5 protein-coding genes are annotated in these 17899 nt (G+C 57.7%); 3 read left to right on the top strand and 2 right to left on the bottom strand.

Translation table 11 applies throughout. The features are described from left to right. Positions 1 to 19: 19 nt before the first annotated feature. Together ACKWJN_RS02290 and ACKWJN_RS02285 are read right to left on the bottom strand one after the other, a co-directional pair. Positions 20 to 1012 carry a Bug family tripartite tricarboxylate transporter substrate binding protein gene (locus ACKWJN_RS02290; RefSeq protein ID WP_408594139.1) on the bottom strand — a complete coding sequence of 331 codons (993 nt, stop codon included), beginning with the start codon at positions 1010 to 1012 and terminating at the stop codon, positions 20 to 22. 28 nt (positions 1013 to 1040) lie between these two features. Continuing rightward, entirely contained in the window at positions 1041 to 2702 is a 1662-nt protein-coding gene (locus tag ACKWJN_RS02285; RefSeq protein WP_408594138.1) for an amidohydrolase, read from the bottom strand. 144 nt (positions 2703 to 2846) lie between these two features. On the opposite strand from ACKWJN_RS02285, the gene ACKWJN_RS02280 reads away from it, so the two are divergent. The 3 genes from ACKWJN_RS02280 to ACKWJN_RS02270 form a co-directional block, all read left to right on the top strand. Continuing rightward, a complete protein-coding gene (locus ACKWJN_RS02280; protein WP_408594136.1) occupies positions 2847 to 3536 on the top strand; it encodes an isochorismatase family protein in 690 nt (229 codons plus the stop codon). 243 nt (positions 3537 to 3779) lie between these two features. Next, complete coding sequence (locus tag ACKWJN_RS02275) at positions 3780 to 5930, top strand: hypothetical protein (protein ID WP_408594134.1); 2151 nt, start codon at positions 3780 to 3782, stop codon at positions 5928 to 5930. Positions 5931 to 6218: 288 nt separating this feature from the next. Continuing rightward, positions 6219 to 17899 (top strand): filamentous hemagglutinin N-terminal domain-containing protein (locus tag ACKWJN_RS02270; protein ID WP_408594132.1); only part of this gene is annotated, 11681 nt, incomplete at its 3' end.

The following is a 17899-nucleotide window of genomic DNA, read 5'->3' as shown; positions in this document are numbered from 1 at the left end:
TGGGAATTAACCTAAAAAATCACTCAGGCTGTATGCCTGATCTGGCAATTACTTTTTTCCAAATACTGGCTTCGTGAGCGATTTGAGCTGCAAACTCAGACGGAGAGCTTCCCACGGGGGTGACCCCCAATTCAAAATATTTTTGTTTGACTGCTGGATCATTCAAAACAGTCTGAATGGCTTCGGCGAGTTTTTGGATGATTTTGCTGTCAGTTCCAAGCGGGGCCGAAAGTCCCCACCAATTGCCCGTGATCATTTCAGGAACGCCTTGCTGAGCCGTCGTTGGGACGTTGGGCAAGACAGACAGTCTGTGTGGCCCGGCCACGGCAATGGCTTTGAGTTTGCCTGCACTGATATTGCCAGCAACCGAGCTCAAGGCGGTCATATAGATTTGCGTGTCTCCTCCGAGCAAGCCCTGAACTGCAGGGGCAGAACCGCGATAAGGCACGTGGATCAAATCAACACCCGCTAACTGCTTGTAAAGCTCCGCAGCAAGATGGGGTGGCGTGCCGTTACCGGGTGAAGCAAATGCCAATTTGCCAGACTCTTTCTTAGCCAAAGCAGTCAGTTCTGCCAGTGTATTGACCGCTAAATTAGCATTAACCACGACAACGGATGGCGCGTTGCTGATCATGGTGATGGGCACTAAATCCTTCATTGGATCAAAGCGCATGGACTTGATCAAGGAGGCGTTTGTCACGTAGTTGTTCGTTGACCCCAGCAAGAATGTGTAACCGTCAGCAGCAGCTCTGACCACCTCCTCAGCCCCAATATTTCCGGATGCGCCGCTTTTGTTATCAATCAAGAATCGCACACCAAATTTGGCCTCAAGTTGATTTTGAATCAACCTGAATGTGATGTCACCGGTGTTGCCTGGTGCGTAAGGGATCACGACGCGAACTGGCCTATTTGGCCAAGCATCCTGCTCAGCCGATACGCCATGCGTTGGAGTGAATACGGCAACGCAGAATGCTGCGATTGATCCCAAGAATTGACGTGTTTTTCTCATCATGATGTAAATTTTTTGTTAGAGACAGCAGCTACAAAACGAAGCGTCCATTCACGATAACCCCGGTGGCCTGGATTTGGGGTAATTCCTCCTCATTACAAACAAGCGGGTCTGCGCTGAGTATCGCCATGTCAGCCAGAAATCCAGGGACAAGACGCCCACGCTGACATTCATCAAAGCACAGATAAGCTCCGCCCTCGGTTGCAATTTTCAAAGCTTGGCTTCTGTCAATCGCTTGCGATTCCCCCACCCGCTGACCCGTGCGGCTTTTACGCGCACTGGCGTGCCACATAGGATGGAACAAGGAGGGTGGCAAGTTGTCGCTGCCAAAGGCGACCTGCACACCGTTGTGCAACAGGCTTTGCAACGGCACCAAATCATTCAAGTCATGAATTCCCTCACTCAGCATGCGGTCGCCATCTTTGTAAATATGGCGATTGGTATGGGTTGTGAGCACAACGCCTAAATCTTTGATGCGTGCAATTTGATCGTGCGTCAAAAACCGCTGGTGGCCTAAAACCCAACGCATTGGCGCAATCGATTGCGTTTGGTTGGCGTATTCAAACAGTTCCAAGAGATTGGGCCAAATTCCACACAACCTTATTGAGTTTCGCGCAGCTTCTTGAACCAACACCTTCATAAGCTCTAAAGGCAAAGCGCAACCGGCCTGAAAACCCGCCCACCCGGTACAAGGATGGTTGGATGCCCTGAGTTGATTGTTATGTGGATCAAGATCGATTTCTGCATAGAGTCCTTGAACTCGCAAAACATCATCTCCCATGCCACGTCGACCTACCCATGCTGTCCAGTCTTTGAGCAGAAGTGCAGCGTCGCCCTGACCCTTCAAATGCCAATTGGGGCTAAAAGTCAGCAAGGCCCTGACCGTACTCGCACCAGATTCATGGACAGACTTGTACGCTTGAATGACCTCACTTGCAACACCATGACCTTCAAATACGCACGTCGTAGCCACCTTGTTGTACTGCGCCATCCCATAAACAAGTGCTTGTTCACGCTGAGCCAATGAAAATCCTGGCGCGCAGCGCATCAACGTATGCTCCACAAGAGGGACCAAACTTTTTTCCCAAAATATGCCCGTGGGTTGACCCGAGCCATCTCTGTCAATCACAATGTCTTGAGTGGGCGAGCGTGTTTGTGGACCAACCCCTGCCAACTCCAATGCCAAGCTATTTGCAACACAAGAAAATGGCACTGTATTAGACCAATAGCCCCAAATCGGACGTATGAAGACAGGATGCTTTGGACTGACACGATCCAGGTCGTATCGCGTTGGAATCAAATGCGCAACATCTGTCAAAAATTCTGGCGCTTGTCCGATAGGCTGGGTCAAGATCCATGAACCTTCGACGCGATGACGAACCTCATCTGCAATCACATCCAATACGTCTGCCAAAGACTGGGCGTGTTGCAAACTTGGCAATTGATGGCGCAAGCCTTCGCGATCCATATGTGCGTGTCCATCGGTTAACCCTGGGATCACACAACTGCCCTTTAGATCAATGATCTTTGTGTTTTGATTTGCTGTTCTTAGCAGATCAGCCGTCTGCCCAACTGCCTGGACACGGTTGCCAACAATAGACAACGCCCCAACCGTGCCAGTTTGAGAATCACCCGTGTGGATGTGACCACTGTGCAGAATTAAATCGGGTATTGAACTTCCAATTGAAATCAACTTGCGCTTGCTCTTTGTGGGTTAATCGGGGTGGGTGACGAGCTCATATTCGCATACAGACCTCAATTTGGCAAACTGAAATGCTTCAATGTCAAAAAGTGATTTCGGATAACCTGACGGGGTTCTTTCTAAGAAATGCATGCCATGGATAACCCAATCATCAGATCTCACATCGTTGACAGAGTCATTGCCCGACGTGGAAAGCTCCATTGGTTTGAAACGCTTGATCCAATGACGACCGCTTTGCTGGTGGTTGACATGCAAAGCACATTTTGCGAACCAGGTTCCCCCGCAGAAGTAGCCAATTCGCGAAACATCGTTGAACCCATCAATCAACTGACCAGAAAACTGAGAGAAAAAAGTATTCCTATTTTTTGGGTGCTGCACGCCAATACCCACCTTGGTGAAAAAAGCGACTGGGACATATTTTTCAATCACGTCGTCGCAAACGACTTACGAACAAAAACGATAGAAAGCCTCATGCCAGGCAAGCAAACTGTTTGGCGGGATTTAGAAACTTCGGCCCAAGACATAACCATCACGAAAAATCGATACAGTGCATTGATTGCGGGGTCCTCTACGCTAGAGAATATGCTGCGCAACTATGGCATAAATACACTGCTGATTGCAGGTACAAAAACCAATGTCTGTTGTGAATCGACTGCTCGAGACGCCATGATGCTGGACTTCAAGGTGGTCATGTTGTCTGACTGCTGCGCTGCTTTGTCAGAAGAGGAGCATCAATCCTCTTTGGAGACTTTCATACAACAGTTTGGGGATGTGATGACGGCCTCCCAAGCGCTAGATAAATTGGACATTCAAAGCATCACATAACCGTTTTCTAAAAATATGCAACCGACTTAGAGCGCCGCGTACAAGTGTCAATAGGGCGAGCGGGTAGAACGGCGACGTCGCCGTGTTGCAACTGTCGCGCAGGAGGCAATGCAAGGGCCCTCTTGGGCCGGCTCTAGGGGTAGTCGTGGTGTGTTGCTGGGATAAACCGTGCTAGATTGAAATCAATCCATCAAGCAACATCGGCTTTGATGCGAACAGGTTCATCAAAAGGAGACATGAAACATGAAATTCAGCAAGCTTTGGATGGGTGGGGCCTTGGCGCTCGCACTCACCGATGTGTTGGCAGCAGCCCCCAAACCAGCCGTTGGGGCCCCAGCCGTTGCCATTGGTGAAGTAGACATTGGCGGCGTTGTGCAGGGCCCCAAAGGGCCTGAAGCCGGCGTATGGGTCATTGCGGAGACCACCGAGTTGCCCACCAAATTTGCGCGCATCGTGGTCACCGACGACAAAGGTCGCTACGTCATCCCCGATCTGCCCCCCAATGTGAACTATCGGGTGTGGGTGCGGGGCTACGGCTTGGTTGACTCTCCCAAACTGATTGGCAAACCTGGTCAGATCCTCAACCACAGTGCAGTGATTGCACCGACCGCCGCGGCCGCTGCGCATTACTACCCTGCGGTGTATTGGTACTCGATGCTCAAGATGCCGCCTGTCCAAGATTTTGGTGGCAGCACCAACATACCGAAGAACGTCACCCAAGAAATTTGGCGCCGACGCATGAACAACACCGACTGCGTGGGTTGCCACGCGCTCGGTCAAGAATCCACCCGCACCATTCCGGCAGCACTGGGTAAGTTTGAGTCTGGCGAACAGGCTTGGGGGGGACGTATCGCATCAGGCCACAGCGGCCAATGGATGATGGATCGGCTTGCCGTGCAACTCGGTGGCGTGCCATTCAAATACTTTGGCGAATGGACCGACCGAATTGCCAAGGGTGAATTGCCCAAATCCAAACCGGCTCGCCCTCAAGGAGAAGAGCGCAACATCGTCGTCACCTCTTGGGAGTGGGGCACAGAGAAGACGTTTCTTCACGACTTGATCTCCTCCGACCGTCGCAACCCAACGGTCAACCCCTACGGCAAGCTCTACGGCTCGTCCGAATACTCGAGCGATGACATCCCAATCCTCGATCCCAAAACACACACCGTCAGCACCTTCAAGATGACCGTGCTCAACGACAGCGTGGGGGAGTCGTTCGGTGGCAGGTTCCACGCCACAGCACAAGACAAACCTTTGGCGCCTTCTCCCTACTGGGGCATGGAGAAAATTTGGACGCAAAAAGCCAACAACCACAACGGCATGATCGACCAAAAAGGTCGGGTCTGGTTTGCCGCCAACGTACGTGGGGACGTCAACCCTGAGTGGTGCAAAAAGAACACCGACCACCCGTCAGTCAAAGCTTTCCCGATTGAGTTTTCTCAGCGTCAAGTCACCATGCTGGACCCCGCGACGATGAAATACAACCTCATCGACACGTGCTTTGGAACCCACCATCCACAGTTCGGTTATGACTCAGACAACACGGTCTGGTTCTCAGGCTCTGGTCCCGTGGCAGGTTGGTTCAACAGCCGCATCTATGACGAGACTGGCGACGTGGTCAAAGCACAAGGCTGGGCGCCATGGGTACTCGACACCAACGCCAACGGCAAAGTGGACGCCTACACCGAGCCCGACAAACCTGGTGAAGCCGGCAAGGACATGCGCGTGGGCGGCTCCGGGCCCTACGGTGTGATGCCACACCCCACCGATGGTTCGGTCTGGTACTCGTTCAACACCTTTGGTGGCACACCCGGTTTCATGCGGTTCGACCCAAAGACCCAACTCTCTGAGTTCTACGCCTTGCCCAAGGAGTACGTTGGCATTCGTGGTGGCGACATCGACGCCAATGGCGTGGTCTGGGGCTCGGCATCCAATGGAGGCTTTGTGAGCTTTGACCGCAACAAATGCAAGGGCCCGCTCAACGGACCCAACGCCACCGGCAACCATTGCCCTGAAGGCTTTGCTTACCATCGATTTCCTGGCCCTGGTCACGAAGGCTTTGAGCAAAACAGCGCCGAGGCGAGCTACTACACCTGGGTCGACCAACACAACGCCACGGGCCTGGGTAAAAACATCCCCATCGCCACAGGCAACTTGAACGGTGGTTTCATTGCCTACAAAAACGGCAAGATGCTCAATGTGCGCATCCCCTACCCCATGGGGTTCTTTGCCAAAGGCATGGACGCGCGCATCGATGACCCCAATGCGGGTTGGAAAGGTCGCGGTCTGTGGAGTACCAGTGGCGACCGAACCCCGTGGTTGATGGAGGGTGGCAAAGGCTCCAAGCCTCGGGCAGTTCACATCCAGTTCCGCCCAGACCCCCTCGCGCGCTGAGCAACTCATCGCACACTGAAAGCCAACTTCGGTTGGCTTTTTTTTCGCCCTCCCACATGGGGTCGCACTAGTTAATTCTGTAGGTTTTTGTAGTTTTTGATGATTTCATTATGGTTTAATCAATTCCGTCAATTACACCCTCGTGATTTGATTAGCCAAAGAGCTGAATTTCTGACCTCACATGCCACCGGCGCCTCATTTTTTCTCCCCTGCTAAAAGCCGCACAAGCGCTGGGACCACCCGACTGAAGGCGATGGATCGGCAAACTTGCGCAGGGCAAGGGACACGATGAACAAAATTCACCGCGTTCTTTGGAATAAAAACACCCAAACCTTTGTGGCTGTGGCCGAAGTGGCCACTTCCTGCGGCAAAGGCACTGCGCGCTCCACCCTGTGCTCGGCGGCACCGGGCACCTTGAACTTGGCGCTGCAAACCTTGTGGGCAGCCTTTGCTACGGCAGGCTTGTGTTGGGGCGCAGCCTTTGCCCAAACCTTGGCCCCATCACAGCTGCCCACGGGTGGTCAAGTCAGCGCGGGCAGCGCCAGGGTGTCGCAGTCTGGCAGCACCATGGCCATCACCCAAGACAGCCAGCGCGCGGCCATCAACTGGCAAAGCTTCAACGTCGGTTCGCAGGCCAAGGTCAACATCACCCAGCCCAACAGCTCCAGTGTCTTGCTCAACCGCATCTTGGGCAACTCAGCTTCCCAGATTTACGGCCAAATCAATGCCAACGGCCAGGTGATCATGTCCAACCCATCGGGCGTGTACTTCTCGCCCACGGCAACGGTGGACACGGCCTCGTTCACCGCCACCACCCACGGCATCAGCGACACCGACTTCATGGCCGGCATCATGAAGTACACGCGCGACGGCGCCACCGGCAAAATCATCAACGAAGGCTCGATCTCGGCAGGCCTGGGTGGCTACATCGCCTTGCTGGCGCCCGAAGTGCGCAACAGCGGCTTGGTGGTGGCCAGACTGGGCACCGTGGTCATGGCCGCAGGCGAAACCTTTGAGCTGGAGTTCGACAAGCAAAGCCGCCTCACCAACATCTTGGTCAGCCCCAGCACCTTGGCCGCCTTGGTGGAAAACCGCCAAGCCGTGCAAGCCCCCGGCGGCTTGATCATTCTGTCGGCCCAAGCGGCCAACCAACTCCAAAGCGGCATCGTCAAAAACTCTGGCCTGGTCCAAGCCACCGGCTTGGTCGACAACGGCGGGGTCATTCGCCTCTCGGCCAGCCAACGCGTGGTCAACACCGGCACGCTGCAGGCAGATGCAGCACCCAACAGCTCAGGCCAAGGCGGCACCATCACCGCCATTGCCGATTTGACCAATGCCAACAGCAGCGTCGAGATTGGCGGCACCCTTTCTGCCAAAGGCGGAGACTTGGGCGGCCATGGCGGCTTCATTGAAACTTCGGGCGCCCAGGTGGTGATTCAAGACAACACCAGCGTCTCGACCTCCGCCCCCAAGGGCAAGTCGGGCACGTGGCTGATCGACCCGACCAACTTCACCATCAGCGCGGGCGCGGGTGCGCAGACCAGCAGTGGCATTGGGGCCAGCACCTTAGAGTCAGCGCTCACAGGCGGCAACGTCGACATCAGCACCAACAACACCGCAGGCAGCGACAGTGGCGACTTGTTGGTTTGCGCCAGCGTGGCTTGGTCAGCCAACACTTTGTCCTTGTCAGCCTATCGCAACGTCAACGTTACCTCTGCCCTCAACGGCACCGGCACCAGTGGCTTGAACATCACCTCTAACGTTGGCGCTGGGGGCGGCGTCATCAACATCGGCGCCAACATCACCACCGGCGGCACACAGACCTACAACAACAATGTGGCGCTGACCAGCGCCAACGTGTCCCTCACCGCCACCTCGGGTGGCGTGTCGATGCTGGGTGGCCTCTCCAACACCAGCAGCAGCAACCTGACCGTGACAAGCGCCACCGACAGCAACATCAGCGGCGTCATCTCTGGCGGCGTGAAGCTGATCAAAGCAGGCACCAGCAACTTGACGTTGGAGTCCAACAACACCTACACAGGCGGCACCACTGTCTCTGGCGGCACCTTGCGGGTGGGCAATGGCAGCACCGCAGGCAGCTTGGGCACGGGCGCCGTGACCAACAATGCCAGCTTGTTCATCAACCGCAGCAATGCCCTGAACTTGAGCAACAACTTGGGCGGCACCGGCAGCCTGACCCAAGCAGGCGTTGGCACCACGTCTCTGACGGGCACCAACACCTACACCGGCGGCACCGTGTTGGCTGGCGGCACGTTGGCAGTGGTCAACACCACGGGCACATCCACCGCCGCGCTCAACAGCCTGGGCCCCAGTGGCACCCTCAGCTTCACCGGTGGCACCTTGCAGTTCAGCGCCAACAACACGCTGGACTATTCGTCACGCTTGAACACCAGCGCCTCGCAACAGTTTGCGTTTGACACCAACGGCCAAAACGTCACCTTGGCCACCCTGCCTGCCAACACAGGCACTTTCACCAAAAGTGGCACAGGCACACTCACCGTGGCCAGCGCAGCAACCCACTTTGGCAATGCAACCCAAGGCGCCACCAGCATCACGGGCGGCACACTCACCTTGCAAGTCGCGCACCCGACTGCGGTTGCTTCACAGGCGGTCATCAATGGCACCGGCTCACTGAACATTGAGCCAACCGCCAACAGCTTTACCAGCGCGGTCAACACCAGCGCGGACTTGTTGTTCAGCACTGGGGGCGGTTCTTTGGGCGCTTTCAACTTAGGGCGCACGGGCAACACCGCCAACATCACCGTCAACAGCACGCCGAACATGGCGATCACGGGCAGCCAAGGCTATTACGGCGGCAACGTCACGGTGGCCAACACCGCCGATGCGACGTTCACGAGCTGGAGCAACGGCGCCACGCTCACCCTGTCGGGCACCACGTCGGTCAACATCTTGGCCCCCATTTCGGTGACCAACGCCAACAGCAGCATTGCCATCAAGACCAGCCAAGGCACCACGGCTGGCAGCAACGTGGGGTATTACGGCTTTGGCTTGAGCGCCAGTGGCTTCCAAGGCCGCATCGATTTTTCGGGTGCTTCAGGCCAAAAATTCACCACCCAAGACGGCAGCACCGGCACCTTGAAGGACTACACCTTCATCACCACGCTGGCAGAGCTCAACGCTTCAGCGGCTGGTGGCTATTACGCGCTGCGCAGTGACATTGAAGCCGCTTCCTTCTTATTGCCAGGCGTGGCCGGGCAAAACAACGGCATGGGCACTGGCAACCCCTATCCTTACGTGTCGGTTCGCAATGGCAGCTTCACCGGCAGTTTTGCCGGCTTGGGTCACACAGTGACCAATCTGAGCCTTCGCAGCAATGGCGCTGGCTATGGCGGCTTGTTCTATCAACTCAGCGGCAGCGCGATGGTGCAAGACATTCGGTTTGAAAAAGCCAATGTCACAGGCATCAACATGAATTACCTGGGCACACTCGCCGGCTATGCGGACAGCACACCCAACATCACCGGCATCATGGTGGCCAATGGCTCCGTGAACCTCACCAGCAGTGGTTCTGGCAGTGGTGGCATCCTTGGCTACACCCAAGGCGGCACGATCCGCGACGCTTGGGTGGTCAACAACCCCGTCACAGGTTTTGCTCAAACGGGAGGCATCGCCGGTCGTACGCTGATGACCGTCAACAACACCCACAACGTCAACAGCACGGTTTCTGTCAACGGTGTCGGTGACTCTGTCGGTGGCTTGTTTGGCGAAAAAAACTCTAACTATGTCCTGAACAACTCTGACTCGACGGGCAATGTCACAGGGGCCGGCAACAACATTGGCGGTTTGGTCGGCTACAACTACGGCGACATCAACAACGCCTTCACCACTGGAACCGTCACGGGTAACTTGACGTCAAGCTACACGAACGTCGGTGGTTTGGTTGGCCAGAATTGGGCGGGGGCCATCACCAACGCCACCACATCGGGCAATGTGTCCAACTATTACGCGTGGGTCGGCGGAATGGTGGGCTACGCCTACAACGGATTCACTCTGACGAATGTCTCGGCCAGCGGGACGGTGCGCAGCACCACCTATGGCGGAGTGGGTGGATTAGTAGGCGCCAGTACCTATGGGGTGACCATCGCCAACTCCAATTACAGTGGCACATCTGTGACCAGTGGAGGCGGTAACGCAGGGGTTGGCGGACTGGTGGGGTATGTCGACTGGAGTGGCGTAAGCGTCTCCAACTCAAGCGTCAGCAATGCCGGTTCTCGGATCAACATCAGCGCTACAGGCGCCACCGGTGGCATGGTGGGTTGGGCACGGTCTGGCGTGACCATCAACGACTCCTATGTCTCCAACGCCAACGTGACGGGCAGCACCTATGTGGGGGGCTTGGTGGGCACCCAACGCGTCGGCAGCGTCAACATCAACAACGCCTACGCGGGAGGCAGTGGCGGAACCCACGTGATTGGCTCCAACTTTGTGGGCGGTTTGGTCGGCGAGATGATTGCTGGCTACATCAACAATTCGTACTACGCGGGCAACGTCACCGCGACCAGCAATTACGGTGGCATTGTGGGCTTCTTGAGGCCTGGCACCTACCTGTCCAACACCTTCTACAACGTCAGCGCCTCGCTGATCAACGGCAACGCCACGCTCACCATCGGCGGCCTCTACAGCAAACAATTTGACGCCTGGGCCAGCAGCAACCTCACCTGCGTGACTTCACGGTCCTTGAACATTGCCGACTACTTTGACGCACCCGGTGGTGATGGCTACTACACCATTGCCAGCAGCAGCAGCGCCATCAACAGCGGCGTCATCACCAAAAACGATTTGGGCAATGTGCTGGGCTTTTCGCAGGGCTTTGCCAACAACACGGCCAACACCAACACCTACAAATTCAAACTCACGGCTGACCTAGACATCGCATCGGCCGTCACCAAGTTTGTGCCTTACTTTGCAGCCGCAGAGTTCAAAGGCAATGGCTACCAAGTGAACAATTTCACTTGGAACGCGCCCACCTCCAACGTGGGCTTCTTGGGCTTTGTGCACAAGAGCACGGTGAGTGGTTTGCTGGTCAACAGCACCAACTACGAAAGCATCAACAACTACAACGCGGTCAACGGCCAATACTATGTGGGCACGGCGATTGGCTCCATGTACAACGGCATCTTGTACGACTCGGCGGCCGTCTTAGGTGGCTCCACCAAGGGGCTGGACAACACAGGTGGCTTCATCGGCTACTTCGGCTCCGGCGCGATGGGCAATGTGAGCGCCACGCGCGCGCCCGCTGTGACCAATGCATCCAGGGCCATGGTGCTGTTCAATGGCTCCACGCTGTACAGGTCTGGTTCAGACCAATTTGACGACACACTGGGCAGCACCGGCGGGTTGGCGGGTTATGTGACGAGCTCTTCCATCAATTTGCTCAACTCCACCCTGAACGTCAGCGGCTATTACCGCACCGGCGGCCTGCTGGGCTACCTCTCGATTGGCAATTACAGCCATGCGTCGGTCACCGCCAATGCGGCCAACAACCTCAGTGCCAGTGGCAACGTGACCGGCACCAGCACCTACACGGGGGGCTTGATTGGCCAAGCTTATGGCGTTGGCAGCGCCAGCACCTCCAACAACTGGAGCGCATCCGGCAACGTGACTGGCACCGATTACATCGGGGGAGTTGCAGGCTACCTGAACAATGCGGTGGTGAACAACTTGACGGCCACCATGCCCAACCTGACTTCAACCAGCTCAGGCTCACAAGCAGGCGGGTTGATTGGATATGGCAGCACGGTGAATGTGAGCAACTCCAGCTCCGTGGCCAACTTGTCTGGTTCAAGCAGCAACACCGGTGGGTTGGTGGGCTATTTGGATGGCACAAGCATCCTGTTGAACGCCAACGCCAGCGGCAACGTGACGGCCAACGCCGGCAACTACGTGGGAGGCTTGATCGGTGGCTTGTACAGCACCAGCACCATCACCAATGTCAGCGCCAACGGCAACGTGACAGCAGCATCGACCAATTACGTCGGCGGTTTGATCGGCGGCCTTGTCGGCACCAGCGCCATCAAAGATTCGCGCTACATCGGCGCTTGTGTGTCGGGCAACACCTATGTGGGCGGCCTGATCGGATTTGCCAATGGCAACAACGCCAGCACATCTGTCCAAGGCTCTTTCGCCAGCACCAACATCACGGCCTCGGGGGACTTTGTGGGCGGGCTGATCGGCTACTTTGAAGGCGCACTGGGCGACAGCGCCACAGCCTCAGCCTCAGCATTTGGCAGCACCACCAACCACAGCTATGCCACTGGCAACATGACGGGCCGTTACGACGTGGGCGGCTTGGTTGGCCGCTTGGGCAGCACGGCTCAAGTGACCAACACCACGGCCAACGTCAACATCACGGCCGACGCCAACTTTGGCGGCTTGATCGGCTACTTCACGCCGGGTGCAGAGGTGACCAACTCGCATTACAAGATGGAGGGCGCCAACAGCATCACCATCACGGCCTACACCCCCGCCAGCCCCAGCAGCCGCGTGGCACTGAACGTCACCAATGGCATGCTGACCCTCGGGGGCTTGTATGGCACCCAGTTCGACACTTGGTACAACAGTGGCGCGCTCAATGGCCTCGTCAGCGGGCCCGCCAGTGATGCCACGCCCTTCTCACTCTCAGGCGGCTACTACAGCATCGACAGCGTGGACAAGCTCAAAGCCTATTTGGGCTACGCCGACCAAAGCGCACTGAAGTTCAGCCTGGACGCCCCATTGAACATGCCGGCTGGCCTGTATGTTCCCTATGTGTCGGGAGAACTGCGTGGCAACAACGCCGTCATCAGCAATTTGTCGCTGAGCCAAAACACCGCCAACCTCGGCTTTGTGGGCCACCTGCGCAACAACAGCACCCAAACCACGGCAGGCTTGTCGTTCTCCAACGTCAGCGTCAACGGCAACATCAGCGGCACGATGAACTTGGGTCTGGTGGCGGGCTCGGACTGGCAGCGCAACATCACCAGCGCCAACTCCTCGGGCAGTGTGACGGGCACCGACATTTACTACAACATCTTGAGTCTGAATCAAGACGATCGCGGTGAAAACAACAACGGCTCCAACGGGTGGAGCAGCGCGGGCGGTGTCTTGGGCTACGGCTGGGGCACCAGCACCAGCAACCTCACGGCCTTGCAGCTGACCAACGTGAGCTCTTCGGCCAATGTCACAGGCGTCAATGCGGTCGGCGGCTTGGCTGGGCAAATTCAATATGGCCGCATCACCAACAGCAACTCCACCGGTGCAGTGACCAGTGTGGCCAAAACCAGCATCACGGTCTACCGCACGGGCGGCTTGGTGGGTTACCTCAATTACGGCACCTCAGAAATCAGCAACAGCAACCACACGATAGGCTTGGTCAAGGGGTTCAACTACGTTGGGGGTCTGGCTGGACAAGCCATGGGCCAACTGGGCGTGAATGTCTCCGCCAACGCAACGCCCAACTACAGCACCTTTGTGTCGAGCAACGTCGAGAGCAATGGGGAACGCACGGGTGGCTTGGTCGGCTCGTTTTCATCCGGCTACATCACCAACGCACAAATGTCTGGAACGGTCACTGGCTACACAGTAGGTGTTACTCCGGGCTATACCAACGGCTCCTACACAGGGGGCATCGGCGGTTACGTCACGGGTGCAGATGTCAAATACGTCAGCTACATCGGCAGCTTGGTCAAGGGCAGCGAGAGAACAGGTGGCCTCGTGGGTCACCATGACAACACACTGACTTACTCGTTCAGCAGTGGCAACGTCACCTCCAACGGAAACTATGTCGGCGGATTAACTGGGTATGGCAACTACATCAACAACGCCAACAGCAGCGCCAATGTGACCGGTGGCACGTACACCGGCGGTGTTGCAGGTCAACTCGCCAACAGCATCTACAACGCCAATTGGACAGGTGCCTTGGTCAGCGGCGGTCATCAATCTGGCGGCTTGGTGGGCAATCTTGGGGGCACTGTCGATAGCTCCTATGCCACGGGCAACGTGTCGAGCAGCTCATCCTATGTGGGTGGCTTGGTGGGCAACACAGGCAACTGGGTGCGCACCTCCAACGCGAGCGGCAGCGTGACGGGCGCAGGCGAGCGCGTGGGGGGACTGGTTGGCAGCTCAAGCGCCATTGATTCTTCCTACGCCACAGGCAATGTCACCGGCAATTCAAACCACGTGGGTGGCTTGGTGGGTTACGTGACCGGTGGCACCGTCACCAATGCGTATGCCACAGGCAACGTCACGGGTCTAGGTGCCTACGTCGGCGGATTCGCAGGCTACAACTCAGGTACGCTCACTGCCCCCACGTCCAGTGGCTCTGTCAGCGGTGGGCAGCAAGTGGGCGGTCTGGTGGGTCGCAATGACTCGGTGGTCAACTCTGGCACCAGTTCGGGCAACGTCACGGCCACGAACAACTACATAGGTGGCTTTGCGGGCTTCAACGTGGGCACCATCAACACCTCGTCTTCCACGGGCTATGTCTACACAGCCAACAGCAGCAACTCTTACTACGTGGGCGGCTTTGCTGGGTGGAACCAGGGCACCATCAGCAACTCATCGAACACCATCACCGTGGTCAACCCCACCAGTTTGGTGGGGGTCAGAGGGACGCAACGTGTGGGCGGATTTGTGGGCCAAAACTCAGGCACCCTGAGCAACGACACCAGCAACACCAGCACCAGCGCCCAAAACGACTACGTGGGTGGTTTTGTGGGTTGGATTGATGGGGGCACCGTCAGCAACTCGGGTGCCTGGGGCACGGTGACGGGCCCCTACGCCGTGGGCGGTTTTGCAGGCTACCAAAACGGCGGCACCATCCAAACCTCTTTCGCCAACACGGGGGTCACTGCGGGTGACGCGCTGCTGGTGGCCAACACCAGCATCGTCGGTGGCTTCATTGGCAAGATGAACAGCGGCGCCATCACCAGCTCGCGGGCCGCAGGCGCGGTCACGGGTTTGGGCAAAGTTGGTGGTTTTGTGGGCTCTATCTTCAACGGCAGCACCATCAACCAGTCGTATGAAACCGGCGCGGTGACCCAAACCAGCACCTCCAACACCAGCACGGCGGGCGGTGTGGGTGGGTTTGCGGGCTACCTGGAGTCCAGCTTCACCGGCAGCATCAGCGACTTCTACGCCATGGGCTCGGTCACGGGCACGCAAAACGTGGGCGGCTTGGTCGGTTACGCCGACAGAGGCACCTTGACCAACGGCTATGCCACCGGCATGACCAGCTTCAACACCGTTACCCCCAGCCCCGCCAACATCGGGGGGGTGTTTGGCAGCTTCAACGCCACGGTGGGTCGGTTGACCAAATCCAATTTGTACTGGAACACCGACACCTCCAACCAAACGGCCAGCGGCGGGTTTGGCACGGGACTCACCACCGCACAGTTCAAATCTACATTGGCCAACACCGCAGGCTTCAACGCCTCCAACACCAACTGGAACACCAGTGCAGGCCTCTTCCCCTACCTGCAAGTGTTCTACCCCACACAAGCGCGCGCCATTGAAGGCTATGCCTACCTCAGCGACGGCACCACGGTGGCCAAACGTGCGCAGGTGGGGCAATACACCAGTGGCACGCTGCTCAACGGCGGCACGGCATCCACAGGGGTGAACGGGTATTACTACAGCGTGGTGGGCAGCAACACCTTGTTCACCGATGCGGCGATTCCTGAGGCGGTTGCCAGCATTGCCGTTACCAGTGGTGGCGGCAGTTATCTCAGCAACGGCACTCTCACCCTCAGTGGCGGGGGCGGCACAGGGGCCACAGCAACGGCCTCGCGAGTCAACGCCACCAGCGCGCTGACCAACTCCCTGCAAAGTGTGAGCGTGACCAATGGCGGCTCGGGTTACATCTCCGCCCCCAACATCACCACCAGCGGCTGGGGAGGTTCTGCATCGGGCGCCACTTTCAACGTCACCCTCAGCGCCCCGTTCTTCAACACCACGCAGTTGGGCACCTTGTTGATGTTGGACGGCAACAGCACGGTCAACGCCACCGTGGCGGGACTGTCGTACACCGACCGCATCCAGACCGACAACACGGCCTACTTGTACAAAGACAGCAACACCAACGTGATCGGCAAAGTGGTGCAGGGCATCACGCGTTTGAGCACGCAAAACAGTTCAGCCTCAGGCATGAACACCGACCTCAACACCACCATTGGCACCACCAAACGCAGCAGTTTCGCCAGCAACTTGACCACCATGTCGTCACTGGAATTGTTCTCGCGTGCCAGCAGCTTCACCCTGGACACCCCCCTGAGCTATGCCGACAACGGCGTGGCCAACGCGGGCAACATCACCATCACGGGCAACAGCAGCGTCACCTTGACCGGTGGCACCTTTGTCAGCACCAAGGCCCAGACCTACAACGCATGGCTGACTTTGGGCGCAGATGCCACCCTGAACGCCACCACGGTCACCACCAACGCCACCTTGGTGGGGGGCAACTACAACTTGACGGTCAACAACGTCGCCGCCGCCAACAGCGGCAATTGGGTGACGGGTGGCGACTTCACGGGCCTGGGCAACCTGTGGGTCACGGGCAACAGCAGCCTGAATGGCAACGTCACGTCCAGCGGCAACCAAACCTTCAACGGCACGGTGACTTTGTCCACCGACCTGAACCTCAGCGCCAGCAACGCCACCGCCACGGTCAAGCTCAACAGCACCACCAACAGCGGGGCTGCACCGCATGCCTTGGGCATCAACCTCAGCACCGCAGGTGGCAGCGCGGTGATCAACGGCGCCATCGGCGGCGGTGCATCACTGACCAACGTCACGGTCAACGCCAGCACCATCGCGCTCAACGGTGCCAACATCACCACCACAGGCAACCAAACTTACCGGGGCACCATGACCTTGGGCGCGGGCACCAACTTGCTGGCCACGGACGCTGCGGCCGTGATCACCCTCAACGGCACGGTCAACAGCGACGGCACGGCACGGGCGCTGAATGTGAACGCCAGCAACTCGACCGGGCGCGTGGTGGTGCTGGGTGCCGTGGGCAACAGCGCGGCCCTGGCCCAGGTGACACTCAATGCCACCGCCATCGCCTTGAACGGCAGCACGGTCAACACCACAGGCAACCAAACGTACGTCGGCCCCATCACCTTGGGCGCCAACACCAACCTGAACACCAGCGCCAGCAACGCCATCGTGTCTGTGGCCAACACCCTCGACGGGGATGTGGCGGCCACCCGAAGCCTCAACATCACCGCCAGCGGCAGCGGCAGCCTTGTGCGATTGGCGGCTGCCGTGGGCGGCACCAACCTGAGTTCGATGGCCATCAACGCCAGCACCATCACCCTCAACGGCTCCAGCATCAACACCTCGGGCAACCAAAGCTATGCAGGCGCCCTCACCTTGGGTGCCAACACCGCACTCACGGGGGCCAACGTCATCACCACCAGTGGCTCCACCGTGGCGGGTGCTGGCTTCAGCATGAATGTCAGTGGCAATGCCGACCTCGGTGGCGACGTCAGCAACGTGAGCTCCGTCAACGTCAGCGGCACCACGCGCTTGGCGGCTAATGTCAGCTCTACCGGTCACCAGACTTATGCTGGCGCCATGACCTTGGGCAGCAACGCCACGCTGTTGGCGTCTGATGCCAACGCCGTCATCACCGCCAAAAGCACCATCAACAGCGATGGCACAGCGCGTGCCCTGGCGGTCAATGCCTCGGGTTCCAACGGCTCGGCGGTGTTCAATGCCGCAGTCGGTGGCTCCGCAGCACTGGCCTCGTTCAATGTCAGCGCGGCCAACATCAACCTCAACGGCTCGAGCGTCAACACCTCGGGCAACCAAACTTACACGGGTGCGGTCACCCTCAGCCAAGACACGCTGCTGCAAAGCGCTGGCGCCACCATCACCGTGGCCAACACGCTCGACAGCAACACAGGTTTCAACCGCAGCTTGAATATCAGCGATGCGGGCGGCGC

Source organism: Limnohabitans sp. (assembly GCF_046052825.1).
Taxonomy (GTDB): Bacteria; Pseudomonadota; Gammaproteobacteria; order Burkholderiales; family Burkholderiaceae_C; genus Limnohabitans.
Note: the sequence above shows the minus strand (reverse complement) of the source record. Positions and strands in the feature narration are given on the sequence as shown.

What these genes read in the sequence shown, in the direction of transcription:
- ACKWJN_RS02290 (WP_408594139.1), bottom strand. Translation starts at nt 1,012, where the DNA reads ATGATGAGAAAAACACGTCAATTCTTGGGATCAATCGCAGCATTCTGC.
- ACKWJN_RS02280 (WP_408594136.1), top strand. Translation starts at nt 2,847, where the DNA reads ATGGATAACCCAATCATCAGATCTCACATCGTTGACAGAGTCATTGCC.
- ACKWJN_RS02275 (WP_408594134.1), top strand. Translation starts at nt 3,780, where the DNA reads ATGAAATTCAGCAAGCTTTGGATGGGTGGGGCCTTGGCGCTCGCACTC.